The organism is Pseudomonas sp. M20, assembly GCF_045037865.1.
In the GTDB taxonomy this organism is placed as follows: domain Bacteria; phylum Pseudomonadota; class Gammaproteobacteria; order Pseudomonadales; family Pseudomonadaceae; genus Aquipseudomonas.
Genome location: NZ_CP173611.1, coordinates 6,683,544 through 6,701,215, shown reverse-complemented (window position 1 = coordinate 6,701,215; position 17,672 = coordinate 6,683,544). Strand labels below are relative to the sequence as shown.

Genomic DNA, 17,672 nt, shown 5'->3' with positions numbered 1-17,672 from the left:
GCTCGCTCCCACAGTTGTTTTGCGCATGACTTGAACCTCTGCATCGCTCGGCGCATCTTTATTCCTGTCGCTCCACAAGAATAAGGAACCGTCATGTTCGATATCAGCACGTTCCCCAAAGCCGATGCCGTCCGCCGGGCTGCGCAATTGAGTCAGGAAGACTATCGGCGCCTGTACCGCGAATCCATTGAACACCCCAGCACCTTCTGGGCCGAACAGGCCACGCAGTTCCTCGACTGGAGCACACCGTGGCAGACCGTTCAGCGCTACGACCTGAAAACCGGTGAAGCCGCCTGGTTTGCCGGGGGCAAACTGAACGTCAGCTACAACTGCATCGACCGCCACTTGGAAAAGCGCGGCGAACAGACCGCACTGCTCTGGGAAGGCGACGATCCGGCCGAATCGGCACAAATCACTTACAAAAAACTCCATCACCATGTCTGCCGCTTGGCCAACGTGCTGAAAAGCCGTGGCGTGAACAAAGGCGACCGGGTGTGCATCTACATGCCGATGATCCCCGAAGCTGCCTACGCTATGCTTGCCTGTGCACGAATCGGCGCGGTCCATTCGGTGGTGTTTGGCGGCTTCTCTCCTGATTCCCTGCGTGACCGTATTCTCGATGCCGATTGCCGCACAGTGATCACCGCCGACGAAGGTGTACGCGGCGGCAAGTTCGTGCCGCTCAAGCAGAACGTCGACAAAGCCCTGCAGAGTTGCCCGGACGTCAGCACCGTCGTGGTGGTAGAGCGCACCCAAGGCAACGTCGACTGGGTCGAAGGCCGCGACCTCTGGTATCACCAGGCTGTACGCGATGTCAGCGACGATTGCCCAGCGGAACCAATGGACGCCGAAGATCCGCTGTTCATCCTCTACACCTCGGGCAGCACCGGTAAACCCAAAGGCGTACTGCACACCACCGGCGGCTATTTGCTGCAAGCGGCGATGACTTTCAAATATGTGCTCGATTACCGCGACGGCGAGGTGTTCTGGTGCACCGCCGATGTTGGTTGGGTCACCGGCCACAGCTACATCGTCTACGGCCCGCTGGCCAACGGCGCGACCACGCTGATGTTCGAAGGCGTGCCGAGCTACCCGAACAGCTCACGATTCTGGCAGGTCATCGATAAACACCAGGTCAACATTTTCTACACCGCACCCACTGCGCTGCGCGCGTTGATGCGTGAAGGTGCCGAACCGTTGAAGGAAACGTCGCGGCAGAGCCTCAGATTACTCGGCAGCGTCGGTGAGCCAATTAACCCGGAAGCGTGGGAGTGGTATTTCAACGTGGTCGGCGAACAGCGCTGCCCTATCGTCGACACTTGGTGGCAGACCGAGACCGGCGGCATCATGCTCAGCCCGCTGGTCAGCGCCCAGCGGATCAAACCGGGCTGCGCCACGCAGCCGATGTTCGGCGTACAACCGGTACTGCTCGATGAACACGGAAAGGAAATCAAAGGCGCCGGCAGCGGCGTGCTGGCGATCAAATCCAGTTGGCCGGCGCAGATCCGCAGCGTCTACGGCGACCCGCAACGCATGGTCGACACCTATTTCAAACCCTACCCCGGCTACTACTTCACCGGCGACGGCGCGCGCCGCGATGAGGATGGCGATTACTGGATCACCGGGCGCATCGACGACGTGATCAACGTCTCCGGCCACCGCATCGGCACCGCCGAAGTCGAAAGCGCGCTGGTGCTGCACGACAGCATCGCCGAAGCCGCCGTGGTCGGTTACCCCCACGACGTCAAAGGTCAGGGCATCTACGCCTTCGTCACACCCATGAACGGCACCGAACCGAATGACGAGTTGAAAAAAGAATTGCTCGCCCACGTCAGCAAGGAAATCGGCAGCTTCGCCAAACCAGACCTGATCCAGTGGGCGCCGGCCTTGCCGAAAACCCGTTCAGGCAAGATCATGCGGCGCATTCTGCGCAAGATCGCCTGCAACGAACTCGACAGCCTCGGCGACACCTCGACCCTGGCTGATCCTAGTGTGGTGCAAGGCCTGATCGACAAGCGCCTCAATCAGTAACACCCCGGGCGCGGTCAAACGGCCGCGCCCGCCCTTTCGCACTGAGTGGTCATGGAATTCATCCGCAGTCGTATTGAAAACCAACTCATGAGCCTGACCGGGCTGTCCCTCGGCCAACTCGATCTGGAAAACCCCAAGGGCGATCCCGGCCTGTTCGGCCCCGACTCGGTCAGTTGGCAAGTGCACGGCGATTTCAGCAGCATGTTGATCGGCGGGATCAGCGCGTTGTTGCTGCAAGCCCTGCATCCACTGGCACTGGCCGGGGTTTGGGATCATTCGAATTTTCGCCAGGACATGCTCGGGCGCTTGCGGCGTACCAGCCAGTTTGTTTCCGGCACCACGTTTGGCTCGCGCCGCGATGCAGATTGGTTGATCGAGAAGGTACGCACCATTCACCTGCAAGTCGTCGGCACCGCGCCGGATGGCCGGCCTTATGCGGCCAGCGATGCGGATTTGCTGACGTGGGTGCACGTGGCTGAAGTCAGTAACTTTCTGGCGGCGCATTTGCGTTATCGCAATCCGCAGTTGTCGGGGGCGGATCAGGATCGTTATTACGCGGAAATCGCCGTGATTGCCGAACGCCTCGGTGCGCGGGATGTGCCGAAATCGCGGCAAGCCGTAGCCGATTATCTGCAACGCATGCGCCCGCAGTTGCTGTGCGATGAGCGCAGCCGTGAGGTTTTGCGCTTGTTGCTCGACGCACCGGCGCCGAGTGTTCTGGCGCGACCGTTTGGCGATCTGATGATGAAGGCCGGTATCGATCTGTTGCCGGATTGGGCCAGCGATATGCTTGATGTGCGACAGAGTTCGCTGCAGCGCCAGTTGATTCGCGCCAGTGTCAAACGCAGCGCACCGATGCTGCGCTGGGCGATGCGCAATGGTTCGGTGCAACGCGCCAAACGCCGGATGGGGCTGAGCTGACGCTCAGAGCCGCAAGCCGCAAGCTGCAAGCTGCAAGATTTAAGCTTGGGGATTGAAGCTTGGAGCTTGCCGCTCAGTAACTGCTAAACTCCCGCGCCCCCATTCTCTCCAGCAAGGCGCCCGCATGTCTTCCTTGAATCAGGCGCTGCGCGCCGCCCTCGATCAACGCCAGGATCTGCTGGCCGAGTTGCACCGCCAGGGCACCGATTGCTATCGGCTGTTCCACGGCAGCCAGGAAGGCGCCGGCGGTCTGACTATCGACCGCTATGGCCCGCAACTGCTGGTGCAAAGCTTCCACCAGACGCTCGAGCGCGATGACCTGCTGCAATTGCACGCGATGGTTAATCAGAGCCTGGGGCTGGAAACGTTGCTGGTCTACAACGACCGCTCCCGTGGCAATTCGCGCATTGATCGTGAAGACAGCGTCTACAAAGCCGAAGACGCCGCGCTGGCCGATCTGGTCGGTCACGAATGGGGTCTGAACTACCGGGTGCGCGGTCGCCATGCCGGACAAGACCCGCTGCTGTTCCTCGACCTGCGCAACACGCGCGGCTGGGTCAAGGATCACGCCAAAGGCAAATCCGTGCTCAACCTGTTCGCCTACACCTGCGGCGTCGGCCTCAGTGCGGCCGCCGGTGGCGCGCGTGAAGTGTGCAACCTGGATTTCGCCGAAGGCAATCTGGCGGTCGGTCGCGAAAACGGTCTGCTCAACCCGCAGTTGCCCGAGATGGAGTTCATCCAGTCGGACTACTTCCCGGCCATTCGCCAACTCGCCGGCCTGCCGATCAGCCAGCGTCGCGGGCAGAAACTGCCGAGCTACCAACGCCTCGATCAGCGCCAATACGACCTGGTCCTGCTCGACCCGCCCGCGTGGGCCAAGAGCGCATTCGGCACTGTCGATTTACTGCGCGACTACCAGAGCCTGCTCAAACCGGCCCTGCTGACCACCGCCGACAACGGCGTGCTGATCTGCTGCAACAACCTGGCGAAAGTCAGCATGGACGACTGGCGCGAGCAGGTGCTGCGCTGCGCCGAGAAGGCTGGGCGACCGGTACGTGAGTGGAGCGTGATGACACCGGGCGCCGACTTCCCGTCCATGGACCAGCAACCGCCGCTGAAAACCCTGATCCTGCAGCTCTGATCCGACCGCGCGGCTGACAACTGTCCAATGAGGGAGCGAGCCTGCTCGCGAACGCGGAGCATCAGCCAACTAATAGAGCGACTGGTATGACGCCTTCGCGAGCAGGCTCGCTCCCACATGGAAAGCGTTCCGACAGAAGAATCTGAACAATCCTGCTCCATGCGAGGTACTTCGGAACCAGAATCGCGTGCCATACTCCAAGGCACTCCGATTCAGACAGATGAAGCCGCACATGCCCAAAGGATTGATTCGCGCGATTGGCGCCCTGTTGACTGCTCTGGCCCTCTACAGCCTGCTGGGGTTTCTGATTTTGCCAGGCATCGCCCTGCGTGTGGCCAATCAACAACTGGCCAATTACGCCACGGTGCCTGCGCATATCCAGCGTGTCGAACTCAACCCGTTCAGCCTTGAAGTCACCCTGTGGGGGCTGGTCATTGGCGAGCCGGGCAAGGAACAGATCGGTTTCGATCGCCTGTACGCCGACCTGCAAATCGACAGCCTGTGGACCAAAGCCCTGCATCTGGCGAACATCGAGCTGGACAAGCCGAAGAGCGAAATCCTGTTCGCCAAAGACGGCAAGCTCAACCTGCTGGGCCTGTTCAATGTGCCGGCCAGTGAGCCAACACCAGCCGACCCCAACGCCAAACCGTTCCCGCTGCGCATCGACAACATCAAACTGGCTGGCGGCGTCGTGCACTTTGAAGACGTGCGCCCGAGCGAACCCATCGAGTTTCTCTACGATGACCTCAGCTTCGAACTGAAAAACCTCAGCACCCTCCCCGAAGACAGCGCCGACATGACCCTGGTCGCCATCGGCCCCGCTGGCGGCCGGATCGACTGGAGTGGCAATTTCAGCCTGATCCCGTTCACCTCCGAAGGCACCCTGAAAGTCACCGACGGCAAGATGAAAGCCTTCTGGCCCTACGTGCGTGATTCAGTGCCCTTGGTGCTTGAAGACGGTGTGATCAGTCTCAGCAGCGAATACAAACTCAATCTGTCGAAAGAAACCGAACTGCAGTTGAACAACGTGGCGGTGAGCATCGCGCCGTTTGCCATCAAAGCCCCGGACGGACGGCCACTGGCGAAACTCGAACGCCTCGACGTCAGCGAAACCTCGGTGGATCTGGCCAAGCAACAAGTCGTGGTCGGCAAGATCCGCAGCAACAAACTGGAAACCTGGGCAGCCCTTGAAGCCGACGGACAACTGGACTGGCAGAAACTGTTCGCCAGCCAACCGTCGAAACCCGCCGCCAAAGCCGCCGCAGAACCGGCAGACACGCCGGCCGCTGCCGACTCGCCAAAAGCTGAACCCACTGCGCCGAGCAAGCCTTGGCAGGTGCTGCTCAAAGACGTGCAATTGCGTAACTACACCGTGCATCTGGCCGACCGTTCGGCAACACCTGCGGTGGCACTGGATATCACCCCGCTGAACGTCGACCTGCAAGACTTCGACAGCCTCAACGGTTCGCCCTTCCAGCTCAAGCTCGATAGCGGCGTGGGCAAGCAAGGCAAGATCACGGCCGACGGCACCGTCAATCTCGCCCCGGTCAACGCCCAGCTCAATGTGAAAACCCAGGACATCGACCTGCGCGTCGCACAGTCCTACATCAACCCGTTCATTCGCCTGGAACTGCGCAGCGGCATGCTCGGCAGTGATCTGAAGGTCAATCTGAAAAGCACCGAACCGCTGGCGCTCAGCGTCACCGGACGGGCGCAGATCGATCAACTGCACACCCTCGACACTCTGAAAACCCGCGACTTCCTCAAGTGGCAGCAGGTGGTCGTCGAAGGCCTGAATTATCAACACGGCGACAGCCTGTCGATCGACAAGGTCAACCTGTTCCAGCCTTATGTGCGGTTCATGATCAACGATGATCGCACCACCAACATTGACGATCTGCTGATTCCGCAGCCCGCCGACAGCGGCACCAAAACCACAGCGGCGAAACCGGCCAGCAACGAAAAACCGCTGGGCATTCACATTGGCGGCATCGCCATCAACGACGGCTCGGCCAACTTCGCCGACTTCAGCCTGACGCCGAACTTCGCCACCGCCGTGCAGCAGCTCAACGGCCAGATCGGCACCATCGACAGCCGTCAGGCGAAACCGGCCAGCGTCGACATCAAAGGCAAGGTCGACCGCTATGCACCGGTGACCATCAAGGGCGCGGTGAATCCGTTCGACCCGATGGCCAGCCTCGACATCGCTACCAGTTTCAAACGCGTCGAGCTGACCACGTTGACGCCCTACTCCGGCAAATTCGCCGGGTACCGCATCCGCAAAGGCCGGCTCAACCTCGACCTGCATTACCTGATCACCAAGGGCCAGCTCAAAGCCGAAAACAAAGTGGTGGTCGAGCAATTGCAGCTCGGCGAAAAAGTCGACAGCCCGGATGCCGTGAGCCTGCCGCTGAAATTGGCGATTGCCTTGCTCAAGGATGTCGACGGCAAGATCTCCATCGAATTGCCGGTGACCGGCGACTTGAACAACCCGCAGTTCAGCGTGATGCCGATTGTCTGGCAGACCCTGCGCAACCTGATCGTCAAAGCCGCCGCCGCGCCATTCAAGATGATTGGCGGCCTGATCAGTGGTGGCAGTTCGCAAGACCTTGGCACCGTGTCGTTTGCTCCGGGTTCCAGCGAGTTGAGCAAGGATGCCGAAGCGGCGCTGATCAAACTGTCTCAGGCGCTGAAGGAGCGTCCGGCACTGCGTCTGGAGATCGAAGGCACGGCCGCCAAAAGCAGTGACGGCCCGTTGCTCGCCGAGCAGCGTCTGGAACGTGAATACCAGTACAACTACTACAAGATGCTCCAGCGTCGTGGCGATAAAGTCCCGGCTCAGGCGTCGCTGCTGCAAGTGCCCGACAGCGAGAAAGGTCCACTGCTCGAGGGCATTTACCGCACCCGCCTGAAAACCCAGCCGCCGGCCGAATGGAAGGATCTGGGCAAGGAAGAACGCACGGCGAAGATGCGCGAAGGGGTGATCCAGTTCTGGAGTGGCAGCGATGTGTTGCTGCGCCAATTGGGTCAGGACCGTGCCAGCAGCATCAAGGATTATCTGGTTGATAAAGGCCAACTGGCAGACGACCGCGTGTACTTCATCGACGCCAATCTGGGTGAAGCCGAGAGCGATGGCCGCGTAGTAACGCAAATGCATCTGGATGCCGAGTGATGAAACCGCAGTGGCTGGCCTTGATCGCAATGACGTTCGCGGCCAGTCACGCCTCGGCGTCCGATACCCTGCGCTGCGGCAGTCAGTTGATCAGCCTTGGCGACCGCTCAAGCGAAGTCCTGCAAAAGTGCGGTGAGCCGGTCAGTCGCGATTTGCTCGGCTACAAGCGCAGCGCCAATCGCCGCGAGGAGTTTCAGGTCGAGGAATGGACCTACGGCCCAAGTAACGGCATGTATCAATTCCTGCGCTTCGAAGGCAATCGCCTGCGCCAGATCAACAGCAAACGCGGTAACTGACCCGACACCGATTCCCCCTGTAGGAGTGAGCCTGCTCGCGATAGCGGTCTGTCAGCTAATCAAATTGCGGACTGACACACCGCTATCGCGAGCAGGCTCACTCCTACATTTGTTTTGTGTTGTCTCTGAAATAGAACAGGCCCCGACACAAGTGGCGGGGCCTGTAATGGTCACATCCGTGTGACCGTTCGCATGAACTCTAAAGTTGCGGCAGACGTATTGCTCGGCCCGTCTGTCGCGCCTTCTCCCGGTCCAGGCGAGAAGTCATGCCTTACTCGGCTTTCAGGCCGTCAGCGGAGACCGCTTGAACGCCTTTGATTTTCTTGGCGATGGCTACAGCGGTAGCTTTTTGCGCATCGGTTACTGCAGTAGTCGACGACAGCGATACTACGCCTTTGTTGGTTTCTACTTTGATGTCAGTGCCTGGAATGCCTTTTTCGGTGACCAGGTCAGCTTTGACTTTGGTAGTGATCCAGGTATCGGAAGTAGCTTCTTTAGCCTGGGTGACTTCACCGGCAGCCAGAGTCATTGGAGCCTGGGTAGCCTGAGTGGATTGTGCGAATGCACCGGAAGCCATGGTCAGGGTCAGCGCGGTAGCAGCAGCGGCAGTGATAGCGAACTTCTTCATACGAGTAACTCCTGTTTTTCTGGAAAGTCTGCTGGTTGTCTTGTCAGCAGGGTTACCAAGGTAGTTGCGAACGCTGTGCCAACTTTTGCAGCTATATAATTTCTTTATAAATCAACAAGTTATACTTATCACGAATTTTCGAAATCATGCAATTTGCATGAGCCGGACAATATTCGCATGCAACTTGCGGTTTTTTGGAAAGTTCCTAAGACGCTGAAATTATTGAAGCTTTTGTGAACGGCTGCGCAATGAAAAATGCCCCGCATTGCGGGGCATTCTGGTCAGCACACAACCCAGTTATGTACCACTGGCGGTGCAGCCTTTAGGCGAGTAATCCGGCGACACGTTTGTAGTACACGCCCACCCAGTGGTGGCGGTACGTGTCAGAGTGATTGTTTTACCCAGCACAGGAGCTGGCGCGTTGGCGATCGTACAAACGATTGTTCCCGCACCATCGGCGGCAGTACCGGAGGCCGTCAGCGCGCAATTGGATGTCGAGGTCGCCGCATCGCCCTTCACGATGGCCAGTGTCGGATTGGTTCCTTGATTGATGGTGTCTTCAAACGGCACCTTCAGCGCACTGATCTCCGCCAGCCCCGCCGTTACCTTCGACCGCGCCTGATACTTGGAATACTGCGGCAAGGCGATGGTCGCCAGAATCCCGATGATCGCCACCACGATCAGCAGTTCGATCAGAGTAAAACCTTGTTGTTTTTTCATAGACACGCTCCATGCATGAGTCGAAATCTCATGATCTGCAAGGGACGCAGCATAGGCCATGCCAACGCCTCCAAGCCCAGCCCGTTGGGCGCGAACCCCCTACAACGCCTTTTCCTACAACCCGCAACCGCACTATCTGACAATTTTTGTCACCTGCACCGGGCGTGTTTGGCGCTGTCACTTGACTAGGCTATAAGTCATGAACTGCAAGCGTGCGGGATCCCCATGAATGACATCGCTCTGAGCGGTCTGACCAAACAATTGGTGCAGGCCGAACTGCTCACGGAAAAAGGCGCCCAGCAAGCCTGGCAACAGGCCCAGCGCAATCGCCTGTCGCTGGTCAGCTATCTGGTGCAGAACAAACTGGTGAAAAGCTCACAGGTCGCCGAGATCGCTTCCGAGCACTTCGGCATGGCGTTCCTCGATCTCAACTGTCTGGACAAGGAAACCCAGCCCAAAGGCCTGGTCAGCGAAAAACTCGTACGCCAGCATCACGCCCTGCCTTTGTGGCGACGCGGCAACAAGCTGTTCGTGGGGATTTCCGACCCGAGCAATCATCAAGCGATCAACGACATTCAGTTCAGTACCGGGCTGAGCACCGAAGCCATTCTGGTCGAGGACGACAAGCTCACCGATGCCATCGAGAAGTTCTTCGACACCCACACCAGTGGCCTGGAAGACATGGCCGATGTCGATCTCGATGGCCTCGATGTCGAATCAATCGACGACAGCAAACAGGAGGCCATCGGTGGCCTCGATGCCGACGATGCGCCGGTGGTGCGTTTCGTTCACAAGATGCTGCTAGACGCGATCAAGAGCGGCTCATCCGACTTGCACTTCGAACCTTACGAGAAGAACTACCGGGTGCGGGTGCGCACCGACGGCATCCTGCGCGAGGTGGCCAAGCCACCGGTTCAACTGGCCGGGCGCATCGCCGCACGCCTGAAAGTCATGGCCAGCCTCGATATCTCGGAACGGCGCAAACCGCAGGACGGGCGGATCAAGATGCGTCTGTCGAAGAGCAAGTCGATCGATTTCCGCGTCAACACCTTGCCGACCCTGTGGGGCGAGAAAGTGGTGATCCGGATCCTCGACCCGTCCAGTGCGCAGATCGGCATCGACGCCCTTGGCTATGAACCAGAGCAGAAAGACCTGTACATGGCCGCGCTCAAGCAGCCACAGGGCATGATTCTGGTCACCGGGCCCACCGGATCGGGTAAAACCGTGTCGCTGTACACCGGCCTGAATATCCTCAACACCGTCGACATCAACATCTCCACCGCTGAAGACCCGGTGGAAATCAACATGGAAGGCATCAACCAGGTCAACGTCAATCCCAAACAAGGACTCGACTTTGCTCAGGCGCTGCGCTCGTTTCTGCGCCAGGACCCGGACGTGATCATGGTCGGCGAGATCCGCGATCTGGAAACCGCCGAGATCGCGATCAAGGCTGCGCAGACCGGTCACCTGGTGCTCTCGACCCTGCATACCAACAGCGCCGCGGAAACTCTGACGCGCCTGCATAACATGGGCATTCCCGGTTTCAACATCGCCACGTCGGTCAGTCTGATCATCGCCCAGCGCCTGGCGCGCAAACTGTGCAGCCACTGCAAGAAGCCCATCGAGATCCCACGCGAAACTTTGATCAAGGAAGGCTTCCCCGAGGAACGCATCGGTCATTTCACGATCTACGAGCCGGTCGGTTGCGATCACTGCAACGGCGGTTACAAGGGACGCGTGGGGATTTATGAAGTGGTGAAAAACACACCGGAGCTGCAACGCTTGATCATGGCCGAAGGCAACTCGCTGGAAATCGACATTCAAATGCGCCGCGACGGCTTCGACGACCTGCGCACCTCCGGGCTGCACAAGGCCATGCAAGGCATCACCAGCCTTGAAGAAATCAACCGGGTCACCAAGGACTGAACATGGCGGTCAAGGCAGCGAAAATCAGCATTTATGCCTGGGAAGGCACGGACAGGAAAGGCAGCAAAGTCACTGGCGAATTAAGTGGACAGAACCCTGCACTGATCAAGGCACAACTGCGTAAACAGGGGATCAATCCCGGCAAAGTACGCAAGAAGACCGCGTCGTTGTTGAGCTTTGGCAAACGCATCAAAGCCCAGGACATTGCTCTGTTCACCCGGCAGATGGCGACCATGATGAAGGCTGGTGTGCCGCTGCTGCAGTCGTTCGACATCATTGGCGAAGGCTTTGAAAACCCGGCCATGCGCAAACTGGTGGACGAGGTGAAGCAGGAGGTCGCGGCCGGTAACAGCTTCGCCACAGCCCTGCGCAAGAAGCCGCAGTATTTCGACGAGTTGTATTGCAATCTGGTCGACGCCGGCGAGCAGTCCGGCGCACTCGACACGTTGCTGGAACGGGTCGCGACCTATAAGGAAAAAAGCGAACGGCTCAAGGCCAAGATCAAAAAAGCCATGACCTACCCCACCGCCGTGGTGCTGGTGGCAGCAGTCGTGACCGGAATACTGCTGGTTAAAGTGGTGCCGCAGTTTCAGTCGGTGTTTTCCGGTTTCGGCGCAGAGCTGCCGGCCTTCACGCTGATGGTGATCAGTCTGTCGGAATTCATGCAGCAATGGTGGTGGGCGATTCTCGGCGCGCTGGTCGTGACGATCTTTGGTACTCGCCATGCACTGAAAACATCTCAGGCATTACGCGATCGCAAAGACACCTGGCTATTGAAACTGCCCTTGGTGGGCACGCTGATGTACAAATCCGCCGTGGCGCGATTCGCTCGAACCCTGTCGACCACATTCGCTGCCGGTGTGCCGCTGGTGGAAGCGCTCGACTCGGTGGCCGGCGCCACCGGCAACGTGGTGTTCAAGCGTGCTGTGCTGCGGATTCGTCAGGACGTCTCGACCGGCATGCAGCTGAATTTTTCGATGCGCAGCACCGGGGTCTTTCCCAACATGGCCGTGCAAATGACCGCGATCGGCGAAGAGTCCGGCGCGCTGGATGAGATGCTCGACAAGGTCGCGGGGTTTTACGAAGAGGAAGTGGATAACATGGTCGACAACCTCACCAGCCTTATGGAGCCATTTATCATGGTGGTGCTGGGGGTAATCGTCGGTGGGCTGGTGGTGGCCATGTATTTGCCGATCTTCCAACTTGGCTCAGCGATCTGACATGCCTATCGAAGAACTGTTCGCCCTGTATCCGCTGGCCTTTGTCTTCACCGCCCTGCTGCTGGGTCTGGTGGTCGGCAGCTTCCTCAACGTGCTGATCTGGCGTCTGCCGAAAATGCTCGAGCGCGACTGGCGCCAGCAGGCCCACGATGTGCTCGGTTTGCCTGGTGAAACGCCGCTGCCCACTTACAACCTGATGCTGCCGCACTCCGAATGTCCGCATTGCGCCCACCGGATTCGCCCGTGGGAAAACATTCCCCTGTTGAGTTACCTGTGGCTGCGCGGGCGCTGCTCTGCGTGTACCGCACCGATCAGCAAACGTTATCCACTAACCGAACTGGCCTGTGGGTTGCTCTCGGCCTTCATCGCCTGGCACTTCGGTTTCGGTTGGCCGGCGTGCCTGTTGATCGTCCTCACCTGGGGTTTGCTGGCGATGAGTCTGATCGACACCGAGCATCAACTGTTGCCCGATGTGCTGGTACTGCCGTTGCTGTGGCTAGGGCTGATCGTCAACAGCTTCGGCTTGTTCGTGCCGTTGCACGATGCACTGTGGGGCGCGGTGGCCGGTTACCTGGCGCTGTGGTCAGTATTCTGGCTGTTCAAACTGCTGACCGGCAAGGACGGCATCGGCCACGGTGATTTCAAGCTGCTGGCGTTGCTTGGAGCGTGGGGCGGCTGGCAGATTTTGCCGCTGACGATCCTGTTGTCATCGCTGGTCGGCGCCATTATCGGGGTGATTTTGCTGCGCTTGCGTAATGAGAAAACCTCGACCCCCATCCCCTTCGGCCCCTATCTGGCAATTGCCGGCTGGATTGCCTTGCTCTGGGGTGGTCAAATAACCGACTTCTATTGGCAGTTTGTCGGTTTGAAATGAATACCCCTGTGGAAAAATCCTGGATTCTCGGCCTCACCGGCGGCATCGGCAGCGGCAAAAGCGCGGCGGCCCAGCACTTCATTGATCTGGGTATCCACGTGGTGGATGCCGATCATGCGGCGCGCTGGGTGGTAGAGCCGGGGCGTCCGGCGCTGGCAAAGATTGCCGAACACTTCGGCCCCGGCGTGCTGCTGGCCGATGGCACGCTGGATCGCGCCGCCCTGCGCAAACTGATCTTTGAAGTGCCGGAAGAACGCCGCTGGCTCGAAGCCCTGCTGCATCCGTTGATCGCCGAGGAAATCGCCCATCACCTGGCGCTGGCAAAATCGCCTTACGCGATTCTGGTTTCGCCGTTGTTGATCGAATCCGGGCAATACGCGATGACTCAGCGCATTCTGGTGATCGACGCCCCGCAACAACTGCAGATCGAACGCACCTTGCAGCGTGACCAGACCAGCGAAGAGCAGGTTCAGGCGATCCTCAAGGCCCAGTCGAGCCGCGAAGATCGCGTGAATCGTGCCGACGACGTGGTGGTCAACGACCGCGACCTCGCCTGGCTGCACAGCGAGGTCGAGCGTCTGCATCACTTATACCTGACATTATCCGGAGGCCATGCATGAGCCAGACCCCAACCGTTGAATGCCCAACCTGCGGCGCCCCCGTGGAATTCACTGCCGAAAACAAGTTTCGGCCGTTCTGCTCCGATCGCTGCAAACTGATCGACCTCGGCGCCTGGGCGTCGGAAGAACACAAGATTCCGGTCGCACCGGACGCCGAAGATGAACTGTTTTCCGGCGATTTCGATCCGCGCCACTGATCCGATCAGGGCCGCATAAAGCCGTAGTCCTGATTGTCGTCGAGGTTTTCCGCGAGAAAACGCAACTCGTCGGCCAGGTCTTCGGCGTTGCGCACGGCCTTGCTCTGCTGCACCACCGCACTGAGCAAGGCGCGCAAACTCAACCCCGGGTCAAAGCCCACCTCCTGCGCCATGTCCAGACTCTGCCGGGTTTCCTGCCTTGCCCACTCGTAAACGCTCATGCCGCTGCTCCTGAAGGGATTTGTGCGAGCATGAAATTTCCCGCGCGCAGCGGGTTTGATGTGGATCAAGACTTCGGATCGTCGTCCTTCCACGGCGCCGAAAGGTAGCGTGTGCGGTTGAAGGTCTCCAGCCATTCCGGGCTGAATACCACCAGGGCACTGACGATCATGCCGTTGATGAACGCCTCGGGAAACAGCAGCAGCCACAGATAACCGATGAAATCTTCCAGCCACTCCGGCATGGCAAAGAGACCGTCGTACCACAGCAGCGTCAGGCTGAGGATCAGGCACAACAGGGCTGACAGCGCGGCGGCAAAGAAGCCGGAACAGAAGATGTACACGAACGGATTGCGTGGCTGTGCGCGCTCGACGACGATCGCCACGCATTCGGTAACCAGCACCGGCAGCAAAATGAACAAAGTGCCATTGCCCCCGACGGCCAGTAGATCCTGACGCCCGAGCAGCACCAGACCCATTTGCGCGACCAGCCCGCCGACAATCGCCAGCGGCCAGTCCAGCAGCAACGTTACCGCCGTCATGCCGATGAAATGATAAGACACGCCCGTGTCGAAATCCCTGCGCACCAGCCACAACAGGAACAACGCGAACACCGTCCCGAACAGCAGATGCTGACGGCGGCTGTCACTGAACAACTCGACCCACGGCGCACGCACAATCGCCCAGAGCAGCACCGGCACATAAATCAGCCAGCCGAGCGTCAGGCTCGCCGTCGAAAGCAGTTCAGCTCCAATCATTCCCTCACCCTCCATCGACATTCAGCTGTAGGAGCTGCCGAAGGCTGCGATCTTTTGATTTAACAGCAAGATCAAAAGATCGCAGCCTTCGGCAGCTCCTACAAGGGCAAGGTGAACGGGCGGTTCAAGCAAAGCTTTCTGCTTGTCGCATTTGAACGCTAAGCTTGGGCTTATGGATGACTCAGATTATTTACGCCTGCTGACCATCGCGGCCGAGCAGGCCAACGCCTTTCTGTCCAATGCCCGCAAATGGGAGCGTGAGCGTTGGGTCTGCCAGCGCCTGCTGCAAGGCCTGAACATTCCCTACCGCGCCGATGAATTCGCGCCGGCCGGCGAGCCGCCGGACGTGCTGTTTCGCGATGCCAATTTCGAGGTGTTCTTCGTGCTCGACGAGGGGCGCCGGCTCAACGATGAATGGCGCGATGAATTACAGCGACGACGCAGCGCCTTTTCTCTCAGCCAACTTGTGCGCCGTGAGGCCAAGCCCAAGCGCATTCCGGCCAATGAATTCCTGCTGCGACTGGCACCGACCTTGCGCAAGAAGGCGCACAACTACAAGGAACGTGGCATGGATCTGGGCGAACTGGATATCATCGCCTTCGCCAGCCTCAAACGTGAAGTACTGGACTTGAACAGCCATTTTCCACCGCCTACCGAATATCTGCGTCAGGGTTGGCGCTCGCTTTCCCTGGTTGGCCCGACCTTCGCCCGTGTGCTGTTCGCCCATCCGGACGCACCGGACTTTCTGCGTAGCAACCTCGGTCGCAGCATTGTTTTTGATGTGGGAATCAGCCTGTGACACCACTTCAGCAATTGATCGCCGATGTGCCGCAGACTGGGCGTGTGCGCTGGATCGGCGTGCGCCCCGAGTCGCGCGGGCCGATGATTGAACTTGATGCGGTGGAAGCGCGGCTGGAAGCAGGACTGACCGGCGATCACGCCCGCCCCGGTGTGCGTAACGCGCGGCAGGTGACGCTGATCCAGTGGGAACATCTGCCGGTGATCAGCGCATTGATGGGGCGCCCCGATGATCAACCTGTCAGGCCTGAAGATCTGCGCCGTAATCTCGTTATCAGCGGTATCAATTTGTTTAGCCTCAAGGGTCGGCGCTTTCGTATCGGTCAGGCAATATTCGAAACCACGGGCTGGTGTCAGCCCTGCGCACGGCTGCAGAACAACCTTGGCCCGGGCACCTTTCAAGCGGTGCGCGGCCATGGCGGAATTACCGCGCGGGTGTTACAAAGCGGGATCATTCGCCTCGAAGACCGGGTCAGCGTCGAACCGGTTCCGGACAGCGGCTATGCTGCGTTCAACCCCGGATAGAAACCGCTGTAGCTTCTGCCCATTCAGCAACGTCTACCTGACGAGGCAAATATGACCAGCCGCCTGAACCCCGAAGACCAGAAACATGTCGAAGAGTACCTGCAACTGTCCCAACACCGAGTCGAGCGCCGGCCTTTCCGGCCGTGGATGCTCCTGGTGCTGGTGCTGGCAGTGACCATTGGTCTGGGCCTGTTGAGCCGATTTATCAGTTACCTGACGCTATGAGCTGCCTCGCGCTCGCTTGGGTAACGACACCGATTTCCTTTAAAAACCTTGCGAGTTATTCCTATGTCCCATCGTATTGTTATTGTCGGCGGCGGCGCCGGCGGTCTGGAGTTGGCTACCCGTCTGGGTAAGACTCTGGGCAAGCGCGGCACGGCCAGTGTGATGCTGGTCGACGCCAATCTGACGCACATCTGGAAGCCGCTGTTGCACGAAGTGGCCGCCGGATCGCTGAACTCTTCCGAAGACGAACTCAACTATGTTGCCCAGGCAAAATGGAACCACTTCGAGTTCCAGCTGGGGCGCATGAGCGGGCTCGATCGCGCGCAGAAGAAAATCCAGTTGGCCGCCACCTACGATGAAAACGGCGTAGAACTGGTGCCGGCGAGGGAAGTGCAGTACGACTCGCTGGTGATCAGCGTCGGCAGCACCACCAATGATTTCGGCACGCAGGGCGCGGCGCAGCACTGCCTGTTCCTCGACACCCGCAAACAGGCCGAGCGCTTCCATCAGCAACTGCTCAATCACTATCTGCGTGCACACGCCGGGCAAACCGATGTGGTCGAGCAAATCAGTGTGGCCATCGTCGGCGCTGGCGCCACGGGTGTTGAACTGGCGGCAGAACTGCACAACGCCGCCCACGAACTGGCGGCTTATGGTCTGGACCGGATCAAACCGGAAAACATGCACATCACCCTGATCGAAGCCGGCCCACGGGTGTTGCCTGCCCTGCCGGAACGCATCAGCGGGCCGGTACACAAGACCCTGGAAAAACTCGGGGTCAATGTGATGACCAACGCTTCGGTCAGCGAAGTGACCGCCGACAGCCTGATCACTGCCGATGGCAATGAGATCAAGGCCAGCCTGAAAGTCTGGGCTGCCGGTATTCGCGCACCGGGTTTCCTCAACCACATCGATGGCCTGGAAACCAACCGCATCAATCAGCTGCAAGTGTTGCCGACCCTGCAAACCACGCGCGATGAAAACATCTTCGCCTTCGGCGATTGCGCCGCGTGCCCGCAACCGGGCACTGATCGCAACGTGCCACCACGGGCGCAAGCCGCACACCAACAGGCATCGCTGCTGGCCAAATCGCTGAAACTGCGCATCGAAGGCAAGACTCTGCCGGAATACAAGTACACCGACTACGGCTCGCTGATCTCGCTGTCGCGTTTTTCCGCTGTGGGTAACTTGATGGGCAACCTGACCGGCAGCGTGATGCTCGAAGGCTGGCTGGCGCGGATGTTTTACGTGTCGCTGTATCGCATGCACCAGATGGCATTGTACGGGCCGTTCCGCACGGCGATGTTGATGCTGGGCAGCAAGATTGGTCGAGGCACCGAGCCGCGTTTGAAACTGCATTGATGTAAAAACCTGTAGGAGTGAGCCTGCTCGCGATAGCGGT

Annotated in this window: 18 protein-coding genes; 14 read left to right on the top strand and 4 right to left on the bottom strand. The window is 59.2% G+C overall.

Going from position 1 to position 17,672, the window contains the following annotated elements; translation table 11 throughout:
- The first annotated feature begins 93 nt into the window (after nt 1–93).
- From acs to ACI514_RS29915, 5 genes are all read left to right on the top strand, one after another.
- Nucleotides 94–2,031, top strand: a complete 1,938-nt coding sequence (acs, locus tag ACI514_RS29935) for an acetate--CoA ligase (protein ID WP_405122859.1) — start codon at nt 94–96, stop codon at nt 2,029–2,031.
- Nucleotides 2,032–2,082: 51 nt separating this feature from the next.
- Complete coding sequence (locus ACI514_RS29930) at nt 2,083–2,952, top strand: oxygenase MpaB family protein (protein WP_405122858.1); 870 nt, start codon at nt 2,083–2,085, stop codon at nt 2,950–2,952.
- 124 nt (nt 2,953–3,076) lie between these two features.
- Entirely contained in the window at nt 3,077–4,093 is a 1,017-nt protein-coding gene (locus ACI514_RS29925; RefSeq protein ID WP_123593227.1) for a class I SAM-dependent rRNA methyltransferase, read from the top strand.
- Between the two features lie 220 nt (nt 4,094–4,313).
- On the top strand, nt 4,314–7,265 hold the full coding sequence (locus ACI514_RS29920; RefSeq protein WP_405122857.1) for a DUF748 domain-containing protein: 2,952 nt from the start codon (nt 4,314–4,316) through the stop codon (nt 7,263–7,265).
- The gene (locus tag ACI514_RS29915; RefSeq protein ID WP_405122856.1) at nt 7,265–7,561 is read left to right on the top strand and encodes a DUF2845 domain-containing protein; all 297 of its coding nucleotides are present in this window, start codon (nt 7,265–7,267) and stop codon (nt 7,559–7,561) included. Before ACI514_RS29920 ends, ACI514_RS29915 begins: the two co-directional genes overlap by 1 nt.
- 271 nt (nt 7,562–7,832) lie before the next feature.
- On the opposite strand, the gene ACI514_RS29910 is transcribed toward ACI514_RS29915, so the two are convergent.
- Nucleotides 7,833–8,189 (bottom strand): BON domain-containing protein, encoded by a 357-nt coding sequence (locus ACI514_RS29910; RefSeq protein ID WP_405122855.1) that lies wholly within the window; start codon nt 8,187–8,189, stop codon nt 7,833–7,835.
- A 297-nt stretch (nt 8,190–8,486) separates the two neighbouring features.
- On the bottom strand, nt 8,487–8,909 hold the full coding sequence (locus ACI514_RS29905; RefSeq protein WP_160059457.1) for a pilin: 423 nt from the start codon (nt 8,907–8,909) through the stop codon (nt 8,487–8,489).
- A gap of 225 nt (nt 8,910–9,134) precedes the next feature.
- Here ACI514_RS29905 and pilB point away from each other — a divergent pair, with 225 nt between their 5' ends.
- Genes pilB through yacG form a run of 5 tightly spaced genes read left to right on the top strand, consistent with a single transcriptional unit; the run spans nt 9,135 to nt 13,746 of the window.
- Nucleotides 9,135–10,835: a type IV-A pilus assembly ATPase PilB gene (gene pilB / locus ACI514_RS29900; RefSeq protein ID WP_405122854.1), complete on the top strand. Its 1,701-nt coding sequence runs from the start codon at nt 9,135–9,137 to the stop codon at nt 10,833–10,835.
- 2 nt (nt 10,836–10,837) lie between these two features.
- Nucleotides 10,838–12,055, top strand: coding sequence for a type II secretion system F family protein (locus ACI514_RS29895; protein ID WP_160059459.1), 1,218 nt, complete (start codon nt 10,838–10,840; stop codon nt 12,053–12,055).
- Nucleotide 12,056: 1 nt separating this feature from the next.
- Nucleotides 12,057–12,929 carry an A24 family peptidase gene (locus ACI514_RS29890; protein ID WP_160059460.1) on the top strand — a complete coding sequence of 291 codons (873 nt, stop codon included), beginning with the start codon at nt 12,057–12,059 and terminating at the stop codon, nt 12,927–12,929.
- Nucleotides 12,926–13,549 (top strand): dephospho-CoA kinase, encoded by a 624-nt coding sequence (gene coaE, locus ACI514_RS29885; RefSeq protein ID WP_160059461.1) that lies wholly within the window; start codon nt 12,926–12,928, stop codon nt 13,547–13,549. The genes ACI514_RS29890 and coaE overlap by 4 nt, the downstream gene beginning before the upstream one ends.
- On the top strand, nt 13,546–13,746 hold the full coding sequence (gene yacG / locus ACI514_RS29880) for a DNA gyrase inhibitor YacG (RefSeq protein ID WP_160059462.1): 201 nt from the start codon (nt 13,546–13,548) through the stop codon (nt 13,744–13,746). The genes coaE and yacG overlap by 4 nt, the downstream gene beginning before the upstream one ends.
- A gap of 5 nt (nt 13,747–13,751) precedes the next feature.
- Here yacG and ACI514_RS29875 read toward each other — a convergent pair whose 3' ends face one another.
- Entirely contained in the window at nt 13,752–13,967 is a 216-nt protein-coding gene (locus ACI514_RS29875; protein ID WP_038369048.1) for a hypothetical protein, read from the bottom strand.
- A 65-nt stretch (nt 13,968–14,032) separates the two neighbouring features.
- Nucleotides 14,033–14,722, bottom strand: a complete 690-nt coding sequence (locus ACI514_RS29870; protein ID WP_405122853.1) for an energy-coupling factor ABC transporter permease — start codon at nt 14,720–14,722, stop codon at nt 14,033–14,035.
- A 172-nt stretch (nt 14,723–14,894) separates the two neighbouring features.
- Between ACI514_RS29870 and ACI514_RS29865 the strand changes: the two genes are divergently transcribed.
- The 4 genes from ACI514_RS29865 (at nt 14,895) to ACI514_RS29850 (ending at nt 17,632) form a co-directional block, all read left to right on the top strand.
- Entirely contained in the window at nt 14,895–15,521 is a 627-nt protein-coding gene (locus ACI514_RS29865; protein ID WP_007909887.1) for a DUF1780 domain-containing protein, read from the top strand.
- Complete coding sequence (locus tag ACI514_RS29860) at nt 15,518–16,045, top strand: MOSC domain-containing protein (protein WP_160059464.1); 528 nt, start codon at nt 15,518–15,520, stop codon at nt 16,043–16,045. The genes ACI514_RS29865 and ACI514_RS29860 overlap by 4 nt, the downstream gene beginning before the upstream one ends.
- A 51-nt stretch (nt 16,046–16,096) precedes the next feature.
- Nucleotides 16,097–16,270 (top strand): DUF3094 domain-containing protein, encoded by a 174-nt coding sequence (locus ACI514_RS29855; protein ID WP_007909875.1) that lies wholly within the window; start codon nt 16,097–16,099, stop codon nt 16,268–16,270.
- 63 nt (nt 16,271–16,333) lie between these two features.
- Nucleotides 16,334–17,632, top strand: coding sequence for an NAD(P)/FAD-dependent oxidoreductase (locus ACI514_RS29850; protein ID WP_405122852.1), 1,299 nt, complete (start codon nt 16,334–16,336; stop codon nt 17,630–17,632).
- The last annotated feature ends 40 nt before the right edge of the window (nt 17,633–17,672 follow it).